This is a genomic window from Actinosynnema pretiosum (assembly GCF_002354875.1).
GTDB classification, from domain to species: Bacteria; Actinomycetota; Actinomycetes; order Mycobacteriales; family Pseudonocardiaceae; genus Actinosynnema; species Actinosynnema auranticum.
Genome location: NZ_CP023445.1, coordinates 3,305,593 through 3,327,359 on the forward strand (window position 1 = coordinate 3,305,593; position 21,767 = coordinate 3,327,359).

Below are 21,767 nucleotides of genomic sequence, written 5' to 3' on the forward strand. Positions count from 1 at the left end.
GTTCCTGCCCCCTGTCAATCCGTTGCTCCCCAACAAGAAGAGCTCAGCGGTCGGCCCTCTCCTCGTGCTCCCTGATCGCCCGGCGGAACGCCAGGTGCCCGTCCCTGCTCCGCGCCGCCACCTCGCGCAGACCGGTGGCCACCCGCGAGTGGTGCTCGCGCCGGTGCGCGGCCCGGTGCGGGTCGTTCGCCGCCTGCCACTGCAGGAGCACCGAGCGCACCGGCGAATCGCGCTGCGCCCGAACGTCCGCGCCGGGCCGAAGCGGGCTCGTCGTCACCACCCGCACCACGTCCAACCACGCCTCCCCGCCGTCGCGCTCCAAGCTCTCCTCCACGCGCCACACCACCTCCTCCACCTCGCCCGCCGCGAGCAGGTGGTGCAGCCGCCCCGCCTCGTCGCCCCTGCGCTCGGCGAGCTTGGCCAGCCCGGCGAACACCGAGCACCAGTCGCCGGTGTCCGCCTCGGGTCTGGACGCCAGCCTGCGCAGCAGGAGCAGCCGCAGCAGCGGGTGCATCACCGCCGCCCCGCCCGGCCCGGTGCGCGACCACACCGCCAGGCTGAACAGGTCGCTGCGCGGGTGCAGCCCGCTCGTGGTGATCAGCGTCGCCGCCTCGTCCAGCGTCCTGGCCGCCGCGCACGCCACCAGCGCGTCCGACCCCACGACCAGCCCGTCCAGCAGCAGGTTCAGCACCCGGTCGCCCACCGGGGTCACGTCGTCCGACGACGGCGCGGACAGCAGCTCGTCCGGCGTCGCCGCCTCACCGCCCAGCAGCGCGGCGGCCAGCGCCAGCTCGCGCGTCGCCGCCGCGTGCCCGGCCGCGAGCGCGTGCACCACCTCGGCCGTGCCGCGCCCGCCCGCGCCCGCCGCGCGCACCACCCGGTCCACCTGCCGCTCGGTCAGCTCCAGCACCGGCAACGCCGTCAGCGGCTCGGTCAGCGCCACCGACGACACGTCCCTGCGCCGCTCGGGGACCACCAGCCCCTCGGCGAGCCGGGGCCCCGGACCGCCGTCCTCGGCGAGCAACCCCAACCCGCGCACCAGGTCCCGCTCGCCGGTGGTGACCAGCGCCAGCCTCGGCAGCGGCTGCCCCCGGTCCTCCCGCCACTCCCGCGCCCGCCGCCACGCCACCAGCAGCGCGGTCGGGTCCACCGTGTCGTCGACCAGCACGGTCGGGTCCAGCAGCCGCGCCCGCTCCGGCAGCGCGTCGTCCAGGTCGGCCAGGAAGTGCCGCAGCACCAGCAGGTCCAGGTCCGCGCGCGCCTGCGCGGTGTCCAGACCGAGCAGCGCCGCCACCTCGTCGCGCGCCTCCACCCCGACCCGCCCGCGCCGCCACCGCCCGCGCGTCGCCCGGCGCGCGATGCCCGCCAGCACCCCGTCCGGGGCCGGGACCTCCAGCCGCTCCCGCAACCGCTCCAGCGCGACCGGCAGCGGCTCCTCGTCACCGCGCCGTGCGGGAGCCGCGATCGCCGCGCAGTCGGCGAGGAACCTGGGGAACCCCCACTTCCAGCGCTGCGCGGCCAGTTCCAGCAGCACCACGAACAGCAGCTCGTGCACCGCCCGCCCGCGCCGCCGGGTGTGCCGGGGCAGCGCGATCAGCGCGTGCGGCTGGTGACCGGCGAGGAGCTCCCCGCGCAGCACCCGCAACGCCCGCGACCGCCCCGACCCCGCGGGACCGAACAGCACCACCGCCGTCGCGCGCCCCGGACCACCGGGGTTCAGCACCGCCCGGACCGCCGCCACCGACGGGTCGTCGTCGTCCTCCCGCAGCTGTGGCAGCGACCGCCGCCCGCGCTCCCGCGGCGCGTCGGGAACCTGCGCGACCGGTTCGGGCTGCGCAGGCACGGCGATCAGCGGCGGGTCCTCCTCCCGCACCGCCCAGGGCATCTCGCCCTGCGCGCGCATCCAGCCCCGGTAGGTCTTGCCCTGCACGATCTCCGCGAACTCCTCGAACAGGTGCGGCTCGCAACCGGGGTCGCCCCGCACGACCTCCTGGTAGAAACCCCTGGACACCACCAGGACCAGCACCGAGCTGGACTCGCGCAGCCTCCCCTTGACCTGCTGGGCGTCGCACAGCCGCTTGGTCTCGTCGATCGCCGACCCGACCTCCTCGTTGGGCAGCGGCACGACCTCGCCGTGGTGCGCCGCGACCCGCAACCGCATCCGGGCCTGCTCGCTCGCCCCGGAGTTGTAGCGCAGCAGGCTCCGCACGAGCGTGCGCGCGAACTCGGTCACCAGGCGCACCTTGGGGATCGCCGGGTCGAACAGGATGAGCGCGCCGTCCCCGCGCTCGCGCACCGTGACCTGCGCGGCGCCCGCGCGCGTGGCCGACACCGCCTCGTCCAGCACCCTCGGCAGCGCCTCGATCATCTTGACCTTGTCGCCCTGCCGCCGCCCGGCCGCCGTCGACCCCGCGATGTCCACGAAGACGATCGACCGGTGCACCGCCTCCGCCTGACCCCCTGAAACCACTGGCTCCACTGGAACTCCCCGTGTGAGTGCGCCCCCCGCCGCGCGAACGCGCGCCGCTCCCGGCGCGGGATTCGGACCGCGGCACTGCGCTGTCCTCGCCATCTGACCCGTGAAAAGCCGGAAAAGCCCGCAAAAGCGCGTTTTTCGCCTGGCCGGGGCATTGGCGCTTGGTTGGCGCGACCGCCCCGCCTGCGCCAACCGGCCCCGCGCCTTGCGGGAAACAGACGGCACGGGCCGAATTCCACGGCGGGGAAGGGGAAAACGGCGGATTCGGCGACAACCGAAAGGTGGGACGCCGGAACCGGCGCCCCACCAGGTGGGGAGAAATCCGATCAGAGGAGAACCGGTCAGCGGTCGACGCGGTCCGGCGGCAGCAGGTGCCCGATCAGCGCCAGGTTCTGGATCGCGGCCAACCCGTACTGCGCGCTGGCGTTGGTGGACACGAAAGCCGCCTCGTCCACCGGCCGGTGCGCCAGCGGCGCGGGCACCCGCTCGGACCGCCACGGCAGCCCCGGCCCGTACCCCTCCTGCCCGCCGAAGAACTCGTCCCACGCCCGCCGCGCCAGCACCTCGTCACCGGTGCGCGCCGCCGCGTACGCGGTCAGCCGGGAGTGCATCTGCCGGAACCCGGTGTCCCACGAGCCGCCCACCTCGGCCTGCTGCTCGGCCCGCGTCGCCCCGTACAACCGGCAGTACTGGAGCCAGGCCCGCTCGAACCCCGCGCCCGCCCCGAGGTCGACCAGCTCGCTGCACACCTCGACCAGCCCGAACACCGCCGACAGGTGCGAGACGCTGATCGCCACCCGGTCCCGCGCGAACCGCCCGGTCTCCAGGTCGTACAGCGCCTCGCCGGTCAGGAAGCCGTTGCGCAGCGCGCCGATGTCCTCCGCCGTGCCGAGCAGCTTGCGGCGCGCCACCGGGTCGCCGTCGCGCTCCCACTCGGTCAGCCACGCCGCCGCCAGCGCGCCCCAGTCCGTGCCCAGGCCAACGGCCAGCGCGCGCGGGTCGGGCTCGTACGGCTCGGTGCGGACCTTGCGCAGCGGGTCCAGCGCGACGAACGTCCGGTCGGCGTCCACCAGGTCCCGCACCAGGTCGCCGGTGTGCTCGTCGGTGGTGAGGTAGTGGTGGAACCTGCGGTTCGCGGCGGTGCTGATCCGCAGCTGCTTGGCGCTGCACCCCCAGTGCTGCACGTTGTGCCGGGTGCCCAGGCCCTTCCACCGGCCCAGGTGGTAGACGTCGACGTCGCCGGTGTGCCTGGTCATCGCCTCGGCCACCCGGAACACGTCGGCCCGTCCGGAGCGCAGGAACTGGTACCACAGCCACAGGTCCGTGGACAGCTCCGAGTTGTCCCAGGCGTAGCCGCCGACGTCGTAGCGCCACTGGTGCCGGTCGGCGTCCTGGGTGTGCATCACGTCGCCGTGGTCCCAGAAGCCGTACCAGCGGCGCTGCTCGACCTGGTCGCGGTGGTGGGCGAACAGGAAGTCCAGCCGGTCCTCGATCGCGGCCCGCGCGGGCGTCGAGCGGTCCACCGGGGCCCAGTCGCCGAACACGCGCGCCGCGTGCAGCCGCTCCGGGGACACCACCGGCTGCGGCGGGGTGGCGGCGGCGCGGGCCATCGCGGCGAGCCGGCCCGCGTCCGGGGTGGCGTCGACCGCCCACAGGGTCAGCTCGCTGGTGCGGGAGATCCCGAGCGGCGTGCCGAAGCCCGGCTCGTAGTCCTCGTAGGTGATCTGCAGGCCCTCCAGCTGCTCGGCGAACGTGTCCATGCCGAGCCCGTCGTGGTAGAAGCGCAGGTCCATCGGCGGCGCGTCCGGCGACCACAGCCACGCCGTCGCCGTCGCGGTGTCACCGGCCGCGCCCCGCACGTCCAGGCCGGACGGGCAGGACTGCCAGAAGTCCCGCAGCCCGACCGCCAGGCCGCCGGACGCGCCGCCCACGTAGCCCAGGCCGGGGTTGCGGTGACCGGCGTCCACCCGCACCCACGCGTGACCGGGCGCGGTGCGCTTGCGCAGCAGCCAGCCGTCCGGGCCCGGCTGGGTCAGGCTGTAGTCGCCCCACGTCGGGATCAGGCTCAGCCTGCCGCTCACCCTGGTGTCCCAGGTCTCGACCGGGGGCAGCGCCCGCCCGGCGACCTGGGCCGCGCGGACCGGGGCCCCAGGGTCGCGGCGCAGGCCGGTGATGCCGCGCACCGCCTCCCGGACCAGGCCGCCGTCGTCCCCGGAGAAGCGCACGTGCCGGTCGTGCGGGGCGTCGCGCAGGGGCACGTCGAACCGGACGCCCAGCCCGCGCACCCGGTCGTCGTCGGCGCCGTCCCAGACGAAGGTGTGCACGAGGCGGATCGCGTCCGAGCCCGCGGTGAGGTAGAGGCGCACCGTGAAGGGCAGCCACTCGCGGCCGGTGCTCAGCGACCGGTGCACGCCCTGGACCCGGACCACGGCCCGGACGGGTCCGCGCTGCTCCACGCTGACCGAGCGCACGCTGCTCGTGAACGGCTCCCTGCGCGCCGTGGCCGCGTCCTCGTCGATCTCGTCGAACTCCTCGCGCAGGCAGACCAGCCGCGCCCGGCGCAGCACCGCGCGCCCGCCCCTGGAGACCTGTTCCACCAGGTGGGCGCCGCGCCGGGTGATCACCGCCTCCAGGTCGCCGGTCCGCACCACGAGCCTGCTCGGCTCCTCCCGCACCTCCACCGGGTGCGCGGGGGCCTGGGGCGCGCCCGCCGTCAACCGGCAGCTCTCGACCGCCGTGCCGCCCGCGACGGCGTGACCGCTCCACTTGAGCGAGCCGTCCGGCCACAGCGCCAGCGGCCAGGTCTGCACCGGGATCGGCGTGCCCGAGGCGCTGACCAGCGCGAACGTCTGATCGCGGCGGTGCTGGCCACGTGGCCACGGCACACCCCAGGCCGCGCCCGCGTGCAGTTCCGGCGTGCCCTCCAACCAGCGCACCTCGGTGCCCTCCGGGGCGCTCGGCCGCTGTCCCGGCTGGGTCGCGTGCGCCGGGCTCACGAGTCCGGGGGCGGCGGCCCCGGCCGCGCCCGCGGCGACACCACCGAGGAACGTGCGGCGCTGCACGGATGCCATCCGGGTCCCCTCACCTCGTGGAAAGCCCTTTCCTGCCTGGGCACTGCACCACCGCCCGAGACCCTGCGTCAAGCGCGCCGGACCCCGGTGCGCGATCATGGGAACCCCCTCGCCGGGCTGCTCACGCGCGGTGACCGCCCCGGTACCCCGCCACTCGTCCGGGCTGCGGAACCCCGTCGGGGCCTCCCGTGCCGAACCCCATCTGGAAAGAGCACCCGCGCGTCGATACGGTTTTGCCGAACCACCCGGTCCGGGTTCCGCGAGGAAGGAACGAGAGCGCAGATGAGCGCAGGCGGTTACGCGGCCGTACCCGAGGAGCTGAGAGCGCACGGCAGCCACCTCGAGGGTCTGGTGGACCGGCTGGCCGCCGTCGCGGCCAAGGCCGGTGACACGGCCATGCCCGGCGATGCTTACGGTTCGCTGTGCTCGTTCCTCCCGAAGGCTGTCACCCCCATGGGTGAGCAGGTGGGCGAGGTGATCACCGCGGCGACCGAGGGCGTGTCCGCGTCGGCGGCGGGCGTGCGCGGCACCGCGGCGGACTACGAGGACAACGAGACGATCGATCCGTTCACCCGGCTCGTCAACGGCTCCCTGGACGGTGGCCGATGACCAGCTTCGGCTCCGGTTACGGCTCGTCCACCGGCGGTTCCGGCGCGCCCGGCGGCAACCAGTCGGACGGCGGCGGCGCGTTCGCCAGCCCGACCACGTCCAACTCCGGCGCGGCCGACGTCGACATGTTCGCGGGCGACCACTACGCCGACTCGTTCGGCGACGCCGACAACTTCAGCGCTGCCGCCGCGGCCATGGGCGGCGGGGGCCTGGCGGGCGCGGGCATGGCGCACACGGCGTTCAACGGCGACGCGGACGGCGCCGAGGAGCGCATGGCCGAGTGGTCGCGCGCCCTGTCCGACAAGGCAGACCGCTACCGCGAGGCGGGGCAGCGCACGGAGGAGTTGCGCCTGAGCGCGGTCAGCCCCGACGGCGCCGTGCAGGTCGTGGTGAAGGCCGACGGCAGCCTGGTGGACCTCCAGTTCGGCGACCGCGCCCGCACCATCCCCCTGGAGCACCTGGCCGTGGTCGTCATGGACACCGTCAGGCAGGCCCAGGCCACCATCGCCGACGAGGTCTCCGACGTCATGTCGCGCACCCTCGGCGACGAGGACCAGCAGACCAGGGACCTGGTGCTGGGCAACCTGCGGTCCCGCTTCGCCGCGACGGACGACCTGGCCGACTTCCACGACGCGCGCGCCACCAACACCACGGCCCACGCCGATGACGACGACAGGAACGACCCGTGGTGACCCCGTACCCCTGGCCACCAGACCGGTCAGCCCACCCCAGGCCAGACCACGACACCCCCACCTACACCCAGACCGCCTACGACCGCACGGCACTGAGCCACGGCGGGGTCCTGCAAGCCGGGGGAGACCAGGACGACTACGACCACCCCGACCCTGGCCAGTTCGGGGCTGGGCGAGCCAGCTACGCACAGGCAAACCACGGCCAGCCGGACTACGGCCAACCGGATTACGGCCAACCCGATCACGGCCAACCCGATCACGGTCAGATCAGCTACGGCCACCCTGATCACGGGCAGGCGGGTTACGGCCAGGCGGGTTACGGCCAGGCCAGGTTCGATCAAACCGACCTCAGCCATAGCGGCCTGTCCCAGGACAGCTTGGCGCAGGGCGGTCTGTCGCAGGGTGGCTTGGCGCAGGGCGTCACGGCGCAGGGCGGTTACGCGCAGGTAGGCCTAGCCCAAGGAGCCCCAGACCGAGGTGGCTTGAGCCAGGTGCTCGGCCAGAACACCCCGAACCACGGCGGCCTAGCCGCGAACAGCCTTCCCCAGGACCCGACAAACCAAGGCACTTTCGCCCAGGGCGCCTTTGCCGCGCCCGACCGCACCCCAGGCGGCCTGGATCAAGCTGCCTCGGATCAGGGCGGCCTCAGCGGGGCCCTACCTCAGGGCGGTCTGTTCCAGAGCCGCCCGACGCAGAACGGCTTCACCCAAGCCGACCTGACTCCGGGCACGTTCACCCAGAACAACCCGCCACAAGCCAGCCCATCCCAAGGCGCGTTCTCCCAGAACGGCTCAGCCCAAGGCGGCTCGCACCAGAATCAAGGCGGCTCACCCCAGAGCCAAGGCACCGTGCCGCAAGGCTCTTTCGGGCAGGGCGGTCAACCCCAAGGCTCTTTTGGGCAAGGCGACCAGCCGCAGGGTGCATTCGGGCTGGGCGACCAGCCCCATGGCTCCCCTGGACAAGGCAGCCAGCCGCAAGGCACATTCGGGCAAGGCAGCCAGCCGCAAGGCGCGTTCGGCCAGACCGATCTCCCCGAAGCAGTCCCCTCTCAGAGCGGCTTCTTCCAGACCGGCCTGTCCCAAGGCACCCCGAGCCAAAGCGCCTTCGTCCCGACCTACCCCCAGCCCAAGGGTGCCCCCACCAATACCGACCCGGCTGATTTCAACCAGGCCGACACACTGCCGGGCGTTCCCAACCCCTTCGTCACCACCGCCACGGGCGTCAACACCTTCAGCGCGACCCCGTTCTCCGCAGACAGCGCCAACGCGGCGGCGTTCGGTACGGGCACGTTCGACGCTGGCACGATGACCGCAGGCCGAGGCGCCCCCGCCGCACCACCCACCGCCCCAGGCGCGTTCGCCACCCCGCAGACCACCGCCGCCGAACCTGCCGACCAATCAGGTTCAGGAACGTTCGCCGAATCGGCGATGGGCGCCAACTCATTCGGCGCGACCCCGACCGCTGCGGGCACGCGCAATTTCGACCAGGCCGACGGAGCCAACTTCGGCGCGGCCACCGGCGCATTCGGCGCGGGCGGCCTGGGGTCCGGCACGGCCGGTGCCGGAACCAGTTCATTCGCTGCGAGCGAATCCCATTCTGGCACGACCAGCGCCAGTTCGTTCGGAATTGGCGGCTCCAGCGCTGACACGATCGGGGCGACTTCCTCCAACGCAAGCGCTCCCGGCGTCAACACGCCTGTCCCAGGTTCTTTCGGACCAGCTAGCGCGCCTTCCGGCACGACTAACGCCGGTTCGTACACCGCAAGTGCTCCTGCGTCGGGAACGGCCAGCACCGCCTCATTCGACGCGAACCCGAGCCCCGCTGACCTCGCAGCCCCGGTCGTCACGGCCCCGGTCGTCACGGCCCCGGCCGTCGCGGGCTCGGTCAGCGCAGCCGCGTTCGACGGCGGTGTGATCGGCTCCAGCGCGTTCGCCGACGAGGCGGAGCCAAACAACTACACCACCACCCCGCCGGACGCGGCCACGTTCCCCCCAGCCCCATTCGCACCAGTCCCGTCCGCGTCAGCCCCGCCTGCTCCAGGACCATCCGCACCTCCCGCAGGTCAGGAGCCATCCGCCACCGCCCCGGCAAGTGCTGATTCCCCCGAATCCGGCGCCGTCGCCCCCAGCTCCTTTGACGCTGACCAGCCCCTCCCGCCCCAGGCAGCCTCCACCGCGGCAAGCTTCGCACCGGCCAACCCCTCCCCGGCCGGTCCGAACTCCGCAGGGTTCCCCGCAGCGGGTCACGTCCCGCCAGCGCCAAGTCAGCCAGCGCCAAGTCAGACGGCTCCCGGCGCGGACCCGTTTGGCTCGGCCGCGCCTGGCGCACCCCAAACCGGTGCGGCCTCCTTCGACGCCGGTGTCCCCGCTGCGTCCCAGACTTCTGACGCGGACTCGTTCGGTATGAGTGCTGCGGATGCGTCCCCGAACAATCCGGGTTCGTCTGCGTTCCAGAGCAGCGCTGGTTCGTTCGGCGCGGGCGCTGCTGGAGCGCCTCAGGACCAGTCTGGTGCCGGGGCGTTCGGTGCAGGCGTTGTCAGCGGCGCGCAGAACAGCGCAAGCTCGTTCGGCGCAGGTGCGGCTGGTGGGCCCCAGTCCGGCGCGGTGACGTCGGGGCCGGGTGCGGGTGCCGTGGACACGGGGCTGACCGAGTCGGCGACCGAGCTGAGGACCTCCCTCACGAACGGTTCCTGGCTCGGTGACGCCCCCAGCGCGGGCCAGGACGACCTGCCTTCGCTGGGTGAGGTCTCGGACCCGTTCAAGCCCCTCTCGCAGGCGGGCGTGGAGTGGCTGGTCGAGCACGTCGCCCCGCTCCAGCGCGCGCTCGACGAGCTGCGCGGCGACCCCGCCGTCGTCACCGCGCAGGCCGAGACGTGGAGCGCCGTCGCAACGGAGCTGGCCACCATCGCGAGCGACCTGGTCGCCGCCGTCGCCGCCGACACCACCGCGTGGACCGGTCAAGCAGCCGACAACTACCGCGTCCGGGCCGAGCAGACCGCGGCGCTGCTCACCGCCGCCAGCCAGGGCGCGCACGGCGCGTCAGGTGGTCTGCGCAAGGCGGGCGAACTGGTCGGCGCGGTCCGCGGCCTGGTCCGCGACGTCATCGCCGACGCGGTGGACAACCTGGTCAAGGTCGCCCTCCAGATCGTGGGCACCGGGGGAGTGGCTGCCCCGTGGACGATCCCGCAGATCTCCCAGACCGTGGCCGCCACGGCCGCCCGCATCACCGCGCTGACCTCGAAGCTGCTCGACGCCCTCCGCAGGCTCACCCCCCTGCTCACGCAGACCGGCGACCTGTTCGGCGAGGCGACGACCGCCCTGCGCACCCTGCAGGCCGCCACAGCCCCCACCCCGTCCACCACCCTGGCCGCCGCGGCGCCGCTGCCCCCGCAGGCAACCGAGCCCGGCCAGTCAACCGAGCCCGGCCAGGCGTCCGGCGCACCCCAGACGGCCGCAACCGCAGACCAGCAGTCCGGCATGTCCCAGCCCGGAACGCCCGGCACCAATGTCGACACCCACGGTGGCAGCACCCCCGACAAGCCCGGCGCAGTCCACCCAGGCGTCGCAGACCTGGACACGCCCAGGACTGGCACCGCCTCGCTCGGCACGGCTGAATCCGATGCGTTCCGGCCCGATCCGTTCGGGCCCGGTGCGCCCTTCCCGAACGCCGCCGACACGACCGACCCCAGTGCGGCTTCCACCGCCCCGCAAACCGCCGCAGCCCAGACGGGACCTGTGCAGGCCAGTGGCGCGATGCAGTCCAGCGTTGCCCAGCCCTGGCTCCAGTCCGCTGACCAGCCCCTTGACCAGCCCGTTCCGCAGCAGGCGGTCCAGGCCGAAGCGACCCCGGACCTGACGCGGTCGACCGGTGCGACCAGCGTTTGGCCGCCTTCGCCGGTGGAGTCCGTGTGGACCCTGCCCCCGAGCGACCCGCCCGTCACCCAGGCGCGTGCCGACGCCTTCGCCTGGCCCACGCCCCCAATTGACGCGCCGACCACCGCCTCGGCGGCAGCCGAGACGCAGTGGCCACCGACGAGCGCTCAGCCGCCGAGCTCGACGTCCACGGGCGCGGACGCGTTCGCTTGGCCTCCGGTCCCGGCGGACGGCGTGACCGGCGCAGTCGGGACCCCGGTCGCCGAGGCGGGCTGGCCCCGTGCCGAGGGCACCACGACCACCTCCAGCGCCGACCTCGCCGCGGCTCCCCGCGCGGACCTCCCGAACGCCACGCGACCGGAAGGTCCTGCTGGCGTGCCCGCCAGTTCGGGCTCGGACCCCGTTGGCCAGCAGGGAGCACCCCAGGCGGCTGGCAGCCGTCAAGGGACCACGTACCCCAGTGCTGCCAAGCAGAGCCAGGCGAAGCAGGAGGAAAAGCGGGGCGACCTGCCCGCGTTTGACGCTCCCACGCTGATGAGCAGCACGTCCACGCACGGCGGCATTCAGCCGCCTGCGCCTCCGGGCACCACGACCGGTTCAGCTGCGAGCTTTGAACCAGCCGCGTCCCAGCGCCCGCCGGGTGAACCGCCGACCCTGCGCATCGCGGTTTCCTCGCGCACTACGACCAAGAACGAGACTACTGACCTCGCCACCCCTGGTGGGAGTCCCTCGGTAGCGCCCCTTTCGGGGGAATCTGTCTCGGACGTGCCGGGGACCGATTCTGTTTCTGCCAGTCCGGACAGTTCGGCATCGCCCCTTTCCGGGGTGTCCACCGCAGGTATTTCTGAAGGGGCCGCGCCCACGGCTCAGATGCCGCGCACGTCTCTGCCACTGGTGGCGGAGCCCGCAGGTGAGCCGTCTGCCGCGCTTACCGCCCGTGTGTCGCGCTCTGAGCTCCAGTTGGCTGCGGAACCCGACTCCGGCCCAGCCGCCGTCCCGGACAGTCCCGCCTCGGAGCCGTCCGCCCCTGCCGGTCGCACGATCGCTGGCGAGGCCGCCTCGCCGAAGGGCGCCCACGACAACCCGTTCGCCAACCGCCCCACCCACGGCGACCCGATCGACGTCACCACTGGCTGGGTCGTCCTCCCGCAGACCGACGTCGACCTGGCCTCCACCCTCCCGCTGCTGCTCACCCGCACCCACGTGTCGCACTACCGCCTCGGCCGCTCCTTCGGCCCCACCTGGGCCTGCACCGCCGACCAGCGCCTGGAGGTCGACCCCGAGGGCGTCGCGCTCGCGGTCGAGGACGGCACGCTGCTGCTCTACCCCCACCCGGCCGACAACGCCGAGGCGCTCCCCGAGTCGGGCCCCCGCTGGCCGCTGGTGCGCACCGCCACCGGCGGGTACGCCGTGCACCGCGCGGACCGGGACCAGATCCTCCACTTCGCCCCCGGTCCCCACCGGGAGCGGCTCCTCGCCGCCATCACGGACGCGGACGGGCGTTGCGTGCAGTTCCGGCGCGACGAGCGGGGCGCGCTGGTCGAGGTCGCGCACTCCGGCGGGTACCGGGTGCTCGTGGACAGCGAGGACGGTCTGATCACCGCCTACCGGCTCGCGGGCGCGGGCACCGAGGTGCTGCTCGGCGAGTTCCGCTACGACGAGCGGCGCAACCTCGTCGCCGCGGTCAACTCCAGCGGGTTGCCGCTGCGGTTCGAGTACGACGACCTCGGCCGCGTCACGCGGTACGAGGACCGCAACGGCATGTGGTACCGGTACGCCTACGACGACGAGGACCGGTGCACCGCGGCCGAGGGCGCGGGCGGGTACCTGTCGTGCAGGCTGGAGCACGCGCCCGGACTGACCACGGTCACCGACTCGCTCGGCAACACCACGACGTACCAGGTCAACGAGCGGTACCAGGTGGTGTGCGAGACCGACCCGACCGGCGCGCGCACGGTCAGCGAGTGGGACGCGCACCACCGGCTGCTCTCGCGCACCCGACCGCTCGGGCTCAGGACGGCGTACCGCTACGACGACCGGGGCGATCTCGTCGAGGCTGTTCTGCCCGACGGCTCCCGCGTGCGCACCGAGCACGACAGCACGGGCAGGCCCGTGGTCGTCACCGACCCGGACGGGGCGGTGTGGCGGCGCGAGTACGGGCCCAATGGCGCGCTCATCGCGGTTGTCGACCCTATGGGCGCGCGCACCACCTGCACCTATGACGAGGGCGGTGACCTGGTCGAGGTCACGGACGCGAGCGGGGCCACCACCCACTACGAGGTGAATTCGCTCGGCCTGGTCGAATCGGTCACCGATCCCATGGGCGGCACGACCCGCTACGAGTACGATGAACTCGGCCGCCGCGCTGTCGTCACCGACCCCGCAGGTGGGCGCACCCGGTTCACCTGGACCCCTGAGGGCGGGCTCGCGGGACGCGTCGACCCGGACGGGGCGCGCACCGTCCTGCGCCGCGACGGCGAGGGCAACCTGCGGGAGCACACCGACGCCACGGGCGCGGTGACCACGATCGAGGTGGGACCGTTCGACCTGCCCGTCGCCGAGGTCCGCCCGGACGGCTCGCGGCTGGAGTTCCGCTACGACACCGAGCTGCGCCCGGTCGCCGTCGTCAACGAGCACGGCCAGGAGTGGCGGTACACCTACGACTCCAGGAGCCACCTGGTGTCCGAGGTGGACTTCGACCAGCGCATCACCACCTACGTGTGGGACCAGGCCGGGCGGTTGCACGGGCACGCCAACGAGCGGGGCGAGAGCGTGATGCTCGACCTTGACCCGCGTGACCGCGTCGTCGCCGTGCACACCGCGCAGGGCCGCACCGACCTGGCCTACGACCCGGTCGGCAGGCTGCTGCGCGCGAAGGGGCCCGACGCCGACCTGGTCCTCACCTACGACCCGTGTGGGCGGGTGCTCAGCGAGTCGATCGACGGCCGGGTGCTGGAGTCGCGGTACGACGTGCTGGGGCGCAGGGTCACGCGGCGGACCCCGTCCGGGGCGTTGAGCGTGTGGGCCTACGACCTGCTGGGCCGTCCCACCGCGTTGCGCGCGGCGGGTCGCACCACGCGGTTCAGCTTCGACGCGGCGGGACGTGAGGTCGAGCGCAGGGTGGACGACGGCGTGCTGGTGGCCCAGGTGTGGGACGAGGTGGACCGGCTGCGCTCGCAGACCGTGGTCACCGGCCTGCGCTCCACCACGCCCGCCCTGGCCCAGCGCCGCACCTACGGCTACCGGCCGGACGGCAAGCTCGTGTCGGTGTACGACCAGGTCACCGGCGGTCAGGTGCTGGACCTGGACGAGGTCGGCCGAGTGCTGGCCGTGCGCGGCTCCTCGGGCACCGAGGTCTACCAGTACGACCGCACCGGGAACGTCGTCCACGCCCACTGGTCCGGCCCCGAGCCGGGCGCGGGCCCGCGTGAGCACGACCTCATGCGGGTGACGCGAGCGGGCGACCTGGTCTTCACGTACGACGAGGCGGGCCGCACCTCCAGCCGTTCGGTGCAGCGCCCGGACGGCGGCGTGGACACCTGGGAGTTCGAGTGGTCCGCCCAGGACCGCCTGCTGTCGGCACGCACCCCGAACGGCTCCCTGTGGCGCTACGGCTACGACGCCCTCGGCCGCCGGGTGTGGAAGAAGCGCATGGCGGACGACGGCGTGACCCCGGTGGAGCGCGTCGACTTCATGTGGGACGGCGCGGCTCCGGCGGAGCAGTTCACGGGCGCCGAGTCACTGGTATGGGACCACGCCCCGAGCACCGGGCACGTGGTGACCCAGACCGAACGCTCACGGGTGCCTGCCGGTGCGCGGTCCATGCCTCCGCAGGGCGCTGCGGCGCAGCAGGCGACGACCGGTCCCGCTGGGCTCGCAGGGTCTGCGGGTTCTGCGCAGGGACAGCCCAACTACGCCGCCCGTCTTGGCCAAGGCGACCGGAGCGGGCAGGGCAACCAGGTTGAGCGCCCCGAGTTGCGGAGCGAGGGCGATTACTTCGGCCAGGGGAACCACCCCGACCAGGGTGACCGCTCTGGCCAGGACAGGCCCTCTGGCCAGGAGGACCGCGCTGGCCAGGGCAACCACGTCGACCGGGCTGGGCACGTCGACCGGGCTCGATATGTGGATCAGGCTGGGCACGGTGACCAGGCGGGGCGTGGTGACCTGGCTGGGCATGTTGGCCAGACTGGTCACGGTGACCAGGCGGGACGCGGTGACCTGGCTGGGCATGGTGACCTGGCTGGGCATGTTGGCCAGGCTGGTCACGGTGGCCAGGCGGGACGCGGTGGCCAGGCTGGGCGTGGTGACCAGGCTGGGCGTACTGAGCAGGTCAGTCGTGCTGAGCTGGTCGGTGGGGTCGAGCGTTCCGGGCGCGGTGAGCCCGGCGGTCGCGGTGAGCAGCAGGGGGATCGGGGCGGGCAGGGTGTGGCCCGTGGGGAACTGGGGGAAGCGGGCGGTCAGTGGGTTGACCGTCGGTTCCTGGCCGTGGTCACCGATCTGGTTGGTGCGCCTGCGGACCTCGTCGACCCGGACATCGGGTCGATCCTGCCGAAGCGCCCCTCGACCTTGTGGGGGCTGTCCTCCGGGCACTCGTGGACGCCGTTGCGCTTTCCCGGTCAGCACCACGACGCGGAGACGGGTCTGCACTACAACGTGCACCGCTACTACGACCCGGCCACCGGGCGCTACCTGACCAGGGACCCGTTGGGGCTGGCTCCTGCGGCCAACCCGTGGACCTACGCGGACAACCCCACGGCTGCGGTCGACCCGGTGGGGCTGGTTCCGTGCTCGCCCCTGTCCGGGCGTGCGGTGAGCGGCTACCTGAGTGGGTGGGCGCCGCCGGTTGGGCGGTTCGGGGCTGCGTCTCCCGAGTGTCTGCTGCCGTCTGCGAGCAGGCCGTTTCCCCAGCGGGGGTATGGCGTGGGTGAGGTTGGGCGTACGCATCCGGCGCACGCTGAACTGGGGCCTTGGCATTCAAGGGCTGGGCACTCAGGGACTGGGCGCTCAGGAGTTGGGCATCCAGGAACTGGGCGGTCGTGGGCGGGTGCCCCTGGTGTGGGCGCTCCTGGTCTGGAGGGGCCGTCTGTGGTGGCGGCGCCTATGGCGGGCACCTGTGGGTCACGTTTGCAGGAACTGGCTGACCGGCACCAGCGTGATTTGTACGGGGACACCACGTCCTCCGGGAACCACCGCAGTGGAGGCGAGCGGTAGATTTTTGAAAGCCGGATTTGACGTCGGTACTCAGTGCCTGGTGAGCGGCGTTTGCCCAACCGGAGAAGGCGGAGAAGCCGCAAAGGGTTGCTGCGTCACCGCCGGGTCGGTGGAATGGTCGCCACCGCGTGAGGTGGTCGGGTCTGCTCGTCCAGGTGGGCGTGAGAGGACCGCCGGGGCGCGCTCCCGGAGGTCGTCACGTCGTGGTCGGACGTGGTGCTCGCAGCTGTCAGCCCGACCACCCTGGCCCGCGGCCTTCGCGGTCGTCTTGCGCATTCAGTTGTGGGTTCAGCGTTCAGCAACTCCTCCTCTCCCGGTGCGCCCAGGCGAGGACACGCCCAAGAAGCACTGTCTGGTGTCTAGTGCGCATGTGCACGCGAAGTCGGGAATCGGACTCGCGGAACGGGCGCGGAAACCGGGGTGCACCTGACCGGTCCGGACCGTTCGCGCAATGCCCGACCGAAGGCCTCGCGTCGTCCTGCTGATAATTGTTCCACGGTGAAACCGGCGGTGCTAAGACCCTGGGAACGACGTATTTCAGGATCACTCTTCCGGGTAACGGAGCAGCATCAGAGCCGCCCCGAGCACCCCCGCGGCTAAGCGCGAACCTGCCGCTCCAGAGCCGCCACCAGCCGGTCCAGCAGCACCGAGGCGTCCCCGCCCGCCGAGGCCACCGGGTCCTCGTCGGCGAAGTTCGGCCAGTCCACCTCGCCCTCCAAGGACCGCAGGTCACCGGCCGTGAACACCAACCCCTGCTCACCCAGCTCCGGCTCCAGCAACCCCCGCACCACCTCCAGCGGCAACGTGGTCCGCTCGGCCAGCAGCACCGCGTCGTGCAGGTCCCGCCCCTGCGGGTAGATGTCCGTCATCAACCACTGCACCTTCCACGCCAGCACCAGCTCCGGCGGAGCGACCAGCAGCGAGGTCCCCAACGGCGTCACCACCTCCCGACCGGGCGGCAGCGGCAGCTCCTCCGCGAACGAGAAGTCCAGCTGCACCGACCCGCCGGGCAGCCCCGGCACGTCGAACGGGAACACCAGCCGCCGCCCGGACGCCCGCTCGCAGGTCCAGATGTCCACCGAGGTCACCCCCTCGCCGCGCACCCCCGGCCCAGGCTCGGTCAGCAGCGCCACCACCAGCCCGGCCAGCATCTCCTCGGCCAGGTGGTCCCGGACCCCGACCGTCCCCGGCACCACCACGAAGTCCAGGTCACCGGCCTCGCGCGCCGCGTCCCCGAACCACGCCCGCAGCAGCGCGCTCCCGCGCAGCACCAGGTTCCCCGCCCACGGCGACCGCTCCACCACCCCCAGCACGTGCGCCACCGCCTCCCGCCGGGCCGCGAACCACCGCGCCCCCTGCGCCGGGTCGTCGAACACCGGCTCACCGGCCCGGAACGAGTGCCCGTACTGCTTGACCGCCGGGTCGAACACCGCCCGCTGCTGGAACCCGACCCCTGGGTGGACCCGCATCGGCTGGTAGGTGACGGGGAACTCGGGCGCCCCGGCGGGCGCGGTCCGCAGCCGCTCCTCGTGCCACGCGTGCCGGTCCGCCGAGCCCTCCAGCCACCCCCGGTCCAGGTCGAGCGCGTCGTCGTGCACGACGTACTCCTCCTCGACCTCCAGCACCCGCTCGCCCGCCCCGAGCACCCCGCGCACCGCCGCCAGCAGCGCCTCCAGCCGGATCCGCGCGGTCTCCCGCCCGACCCCGTGGCAGCGCTGCGTCACGAACCGCTCCTCGTGGTCACCGCCTGCCCCGCGCAGCGCGTTGGCCGACAGGTGCGCGTTGTGCGGCTGCACCGCGTGCCCCAGCTCGTGCAGCACCGCCGCGTCGGACCGGGTGAGCAGCAGCTTGACGTGGTGCTCGAAGTACAGGTCGGGCCGGGCCTGCTCGTCGCTGGTGGGCACGCCCGAAGCCGACGGCGCCGCCTCGACCTTGGTCCGCAGCACCCGCAGCCCCTCGGCGGCCAGGTCCTCGCGCCACCGCCGCGCCAGCGCGCGCACCTCGTCCAGCGTGCCGTGCGCGCCGAAGGACAGCATGGGCTGCGATGGGCTGGTGCCCCGCGCGAGCACGATGTGGGTGAACTTCACCCCGTGCTCGCGCGCGAACGAGGCAAACCCGTCGGCCTCCCACTCGGAGCCGGTCACGCGCACTTCGAAGTCACCGCTGAACACCGGGGGATCCTCGCATTCCAGCTCGCGCGGCGAGGGCGACTTGACGAAAGGCGATGCGGGTGGCAGCGGGCGGGCTGCGGCCATCCGGGGCACCACCCCCCTCACTTCCTTGACAGAGGTCCAGACCAATCCGGAAGGCTTGGAAGCGCTCTCACAAGTCCACCGAGCACGAGGGAGTCCCCATGCGAGCAACCCGCTGGAGCGCCGCCGTGGCCGCGGCGCTGGCGCTGGTCCTGCCCGGCACAGCCGAGGCCGCCATCCCCATCGGCCAGCCCGTCAGCGGCAACACCACCTACTACACGGACTCCGGCTACGGGGCCTGCGGGACCTGGCTCAACGCCTCGACCGAGCTGCTGGTCGCGGTCTCGGCGAGCTACTGGACCACCGCGAACCCGAACAACGACCCGTTGTGCAGGGGGATCTCGGTGGAGGTGACCCGCAACGGCAAGACCGTCAAGGCGCCGGTGCGCGACAAGTGCCCGAGCTGCGCGCCGGGGCACATCGACCTGAGCCTGCCCGCGTTCCGCCAGCTCGCCGACCCGAACCTGGGCAACGTCGGGGTCACCTGGAAGTTCGTCCGCTCCTGATCCGCCGCGGCGGGCGCGACGGACGGTCGCGCCCGCGCCGCCGCCTGTGATCGACAGCGCCTTTCGCCGGTGATCGACCATCCTCTAGGTTGCGTGGCGGGACTGCTCGCCGGGTGCGTCGCCGTCCCGCCGCCCGGCGCCCCGCACCCCGCTGGCCCAGCCCACCGGGCTCGCCGACCCCCAAAGCCACACCAGCCCCACAACCGCCGTCGTCGAGCAGGCCGACATCACCCCCATCGCCACCGACCCGAGGCCCGCGCTCACCGTCACCGTCACCGTCACCGACGACCAGGGCACGAGCGTCACGGTCACCGATGCCTCCCGCGTCCTCGCCCTCGACGTCTCCACCGGCTTCCCCGCCGCGAAGGACCTCCCGCTGGTCACGGTCAACGGTCACCAGCTCAACGCCGAGGCCATCGTCAACCTGCGCCCCACCGTGATCCTGACCGACACCACCCTCGGCTCGTGGGACGCGATGCTCCAGCTGCGCGACACGGGCGTCCCGGTCGTCGTCGTGACCCACAAGCGCGGCATGGACACCAACTCCGCCATCGTCCACGACGTCGCCGCCGCGCTCGGCGTCCCCGAGCAGGGCCGGGCGCTCGCCGACCGCGTGGACCGCGAGATCGCCGCGACCACCGAGGCCATCTCCCGCCTCGCGCCCGCCGAACCGGACCGCAAGCTCCGCGTCGTCTTCCTGTACCTGCGCGGGCAGGCGGGCGTGTACCACCTGTTCGGCGAGGGCTCCGGCGCGGACTCGCTGATCACCGCGCTCGGTGCGGTCGACGTGGCCACCGAGGTCGGCGTCGACGGGATGCGGCCGGTCAACCCCGAGGCGCTCACCAGGGCCAAGCCCGACGTGATCCTGATGATGAGCAAGGGCCTGGAGTCGGTCGGTGGCGCGGAGGGCGCGCTGGAGGTGCCCGGCATCGCGCAGACCCAGGCGGGGGAGCGCCGCAGGTTCGTGGACGTGAGCAAGCACCAGGTGCTCGGCTTCGGCCCGCTCACCGCCTCGGTCCTGGACGGCCTCGCCCGCGCCCTGTACGCGCCGGAGGGCTCGTGACCGCCACCGGGACCCGTTCCGCCGCAACGGTTCCGCTGCCCAAACGACCGGGGCGGCTGCGCTTCGTGGCCCTGTTCACCGGCCTCGCCGCGACCTTCGCCGTCGTCACGCTCGTCTCCACCGGCACCGGGCAGCTCGGCGTCCCCGTCTCCGACGTGCTCGCCTCCCTCGCCCACCGCGTCGGCCTCGCGCCCGCCCCGCTGGATCGCTTCACCGACAGCGCCCTGTGGGCCATCCGCTTCCCGCGCGTGGTGATGACCGTGCTCGTCGGCGGCGTCTGCGGCGCGCTCATGCAGGGCACGTTCGGCAACCCCCTCGCGGAACCGGGCGTCGTCGGCGTCTCCTCGGGGGCGGCGGTCGGCGCGCTCGCCGTGGCCCGCAGGCTCGACCTGCTCACGCTCGGCGACCGGCAGGCCCGACACGTCGGCGTGGACGTGGAACGCCTGCGGCTGCTGGTGATCTGCCTCGTCGCGGTCGGCGTGTCCGCCGCCGTGTCCTACACCGGGGTGATCGGGTTCGTCGGACTGGTCGTGCCGCACCTGGTGCGCATGGCGGTCGGACCGGGCCACCGCGTGCTGGTGCCCGCGAGCCTGCTCGGCGGCGCGGTCCTGCTGTCCGCCGCCGACCTCCTCGCCCGCACCCTCGTCGCCCACGCCGACCTGCCCATCGGCATGGTCACCGCGCTGGTCGGGCAGCCGGTCGAGGTGACCGGGTCCGGGTTCGCGGCCGACGAGCAGGTGCAGATGCTGCTCCAGCCCGGCGCGCTGTTCCTGCCCGTCGCCACGGCCGACGCGGCGGGGGCGCTCAGCTACTCGGCGGTCGTCTCCGAGGGCGCGCAGGCCGGGAGCACCGGCTCGAGTTCACCGGGACCAGGTCCCGCGTGCTGGGGGCGTCGACCTCGCGGTCGCCCCGGCGGCCCAGCCGGCCGCGACCGGCACCGCCGCGCAGCAGGAGCCCGAGCGGGACGGCAACACCTGGTTGCTCGCGGGCGCGGGTGGCGCCGCGCTGGTCGTCGTCGTGGCCGGGATCGTGGTGCTGCGCAAGCGGCGCAGGGCGGAGGTCGGGCAGTGAGGTTCACCAGCGCGGTCCTCGCGGCCGGGGTGCTGCTCGTCGTGGCTCCCGGACCGGTGTCGGCGCAGGAGGGGAGCGCGGAGCCGTCGGTGACGACGACCACGGCTCCCTCCTCGGTCACACCGTCCACTTCGGACGGAAAGCCGAGTTCCGCCGCGAACCCGACGTCCGAGGTGCGCAAGGCCCAGGAGAGCAGCGCCACCACCACGACGACGACCACCGCGCCCCAGACCTGCGAGCTGACCCCGACCACGGTCGGCAAGGGCGATCTGCTGTAGGGCTTCAAGAAGAGCTTCCGGCAGTACGTAGGCATCGGCAGCGCGGCGGGCAACTCCATCACCGCCACCGATGGCGCGACCATAACCGCCGTCGACGAGGTGGTCCGCGACGGCAAGCCCAACCCGACCGGCGTGCCCACCGGGGCCTACCGGTTCTCCTTCCAGGGTGCGGAGTTCCGCACCAGGAGCGACTTCACCGCGCACTACCGGGGCGAGGTCGAGTTCTCCTACCCCGCGCACTTCTTCACCCTGGTGCTCAAGGACCCGTCGATCGAGGTCAGCGGCGCGACCGCGACGATGCGGGCCGACATCGCCCTGCGCGCCGACCCCGGAGCGCCCGCGCAACCGGTCGACCTGCCGGACGTGGCGCTGGCGAACCTGAATCCCGGCGGGGGATCCCACGTCGGTGCGGCCGGATCGCTGTCCTGGACCGGGGTCCCGGCCACGCTGACCAGCGCCGAGGCGTTCGCGGGCTTCTACCAGGCCGGGACGGCGCTGGACCCGGTCGCTCTCGTGATCGCCGCCGACTGCGCCAAGCTCCCCGAAGGGCCGCCCGCAGTGACCCCTCGCCGCCACGCCGCCCGCGCAGGCCGCTGGTGGTGGCGGCGACCTCGTGCCCGAGGTCCGCCACCGGCCGACCCGGCGGCTGGCCAGCACCGGCAGCGA

At 73.3% G+C, this 21,767-nt stretch carries 11 protein-coding genes and 1 pseudogene; 7 read left to right on the top strand and 5 right to left on the bottom strand.

Features of this window, described 5'->3' with window-relative positions; all coding sequences use genetic code 11:
• Positions 1 to 43: 43 nt before the first annotated feature.
• Together CNX65_RS14445 and CNX65_RS14450 are read right to left on the bottom strand one after the other, a co-directional pair.
• A complete protein-coding gene (locus tag CNX65_RS14445; RefSeq protein WP_157767646.1) occupies positions 44 to 2,470 on the bottom strand; it encodes a nucleotidyl cyclase domain-containing protein in 2,427 nt (808 codons plus the stop codon).
• Between the two features lie 347 nt (positions 2,471 to 2,817).
• Positions 2,818 to 5,547 (bottom strand): exo-rhamnogalacturonan lyase family protein, encoded by a 2,730-nt coding sequence (locus CNX65_RS14450; RefSeq protein ID WP_096493403.1) that lies wholly within the window; start codon positions 5,545 to 5,547, stop codon positions 2,818 to 2,820.
• A 282-nt stretch (positions 5,548 to 5,829) separates the two neighbouring features.
• Here CNX65_RS14450 and CNX65_RS14455 point away from each other — a divergent pair, with 282 nt between their 5' ends.
• Positions 5,830 to 6,156, top strand: a complete 327-nt coding sequence (locus CNX65_RS14455) for a type VII secretion target (RefSeq protein ID WP_096493405.1) — start codon at positions 5,830 to 5,832, stop codon at positions 6,154 to 6,156.
• Positions 6,153 to 6,848: a YbaB/EbfC family nucleoid-associated protein gene (locus tag CNX65_RS14460; RefSeq protein WP_232519831.1), complete on the top strand. Its 696-nt coding sequence runs from the start codon at positions 6,153 to 6,155 to the stop codon at positions 6,846 to 6,848. Before CNX65_RS14455 ends, CNX65_RS14460 begins: the two co-directional genes overlap by 4 nt.
• A gap of 1,114 nt (positions 6,849 to 7,962) precedes the next feature.
• Here CNX65_RS14460 and CNX65_RS35335 read toward each other — a convergent pair.
• Positions 7,963 to 8,607, bottom strand: a complete 645-nt coding sequence (locus CNX65_RS35335; protein WP_157767647.1) for a hypothetical protein — start codon at positions 8,605 to 8,607, stop codon at positions 7,963 to 7,965.
• An 871-nt stretch (positions 8,608 to 9,478) separates the two neighbouring features.
• Here CNX65_RS35335 and CNX65_RS14470 point away from each other — a divergent pair.
• Positions 9,479 to 15,931 (top strand): RHS repeat-associated core domain-containing protein, encoded by a 6,453-nt coding sequence (locus tag CNX65_RS14470; RefSeq protein WP_157767648.1) that lies wholly within the window; start codon positions 9,479 to 9,481, stop codon positions 15,929 to 15,931.
• 596 nt (positions 15,932 to 16,527) lie between these two features.
• Here CNX65_RS14470 and CNX65_RS14475 read toward each other — a convergent pair.
• Positions 16,528 to 18,102, bottom strand: coding sequence for a nucleotidyl transferase AbiEii/AbiGii toxin family protein (locus CNX65_RS14475; RefSeq protein WP_096493411.1), 1,575 nt, complete (start codon positions 18,100 to 18,102; stop codon positions 16,528 to 16,530).
• A 182-nt stretch (positions 18,103 to 18,284) separates the two neighbouring features.
• Here CNX65_RS14475 and CNX65_RS14480 point away from each other — a divergent pair, with 182 nt between their 5' ends.
• The gene (locus CNX65_RS14480) at positions 18,285 to 18,689 is read left to right on the top strand and encodes a cysteine/serine endopeptidase inhibitor (protein ID WP_096493413.1); all 405 of its coding nucleotides are present in this window, start codon (positions 18,285 to 18,287) and stop codon (positions 18,687 to 18,689) included.
• Positions 18,690 to 18,773: 84 nt separating this feature from the next.
• Here CNX65_RS14480 and CNX65_RS36955 read toward each other — a convergent pair whose 3' ends face one another.
• Positions 18,774 to 19,001, bottom strand: coding sequence for a hypothetical protein (locus tag CNX65_RS36955; RefSeq protein WP_232519832.1), 228 nt, complete (start codon positions 18,999 to 19,001; stop codon positions 18,774 to 18,776).
• Between CNX65_RS36955 and CNX65_RS14485 the strand changes: the two genes are divergently transcribed.
• The 3 genes and pseudogenes from CNX65_RS14485 to CNX65_RS38325 form a co-directional block, all read left to right on the top strand.
• On the top strand, positions 18,925 to 19,752 hold the full coding sequence (locus CNX65_RS14485; protein WP_232520162.1) for a heme/hemin ABC transporter substrate-binding protein: 828 nt from the start codon (positions 18,925 to 18,927) through the stop codon (positions 19,750 to 19,752). The genes CNX65_RS36955 and CNX65_RS14485 overlap by 77 nt on opposite strands.
• On the top strand, positions 19,749 to 21,101 hold the full coding sequence (locus tag CNX65_RS36960) for a FecCD family ABC transporter permease (RefSeq protein WP_232519833.1): 1,353 nt from the start codon (positions 19,749 to 19,751) through the stop codon (positions 21,099 to 21,101). The genes CNX65_RS14485 and CNX65_RS36960 overlap by 4 nt, the downstream gene beginning before the upstream one ends.
• Before the next feature lie 12 nt (positions 21,102 to 21,113).
• Positions 21,114 to 21,599, top strand: a pseudogene (locus CNX65_RS38325) (HtaA domain-containing protein); the annotation flags it as partial.
• Positions 21,600 to 21,767: the final 168 nt, after the last annotated feature.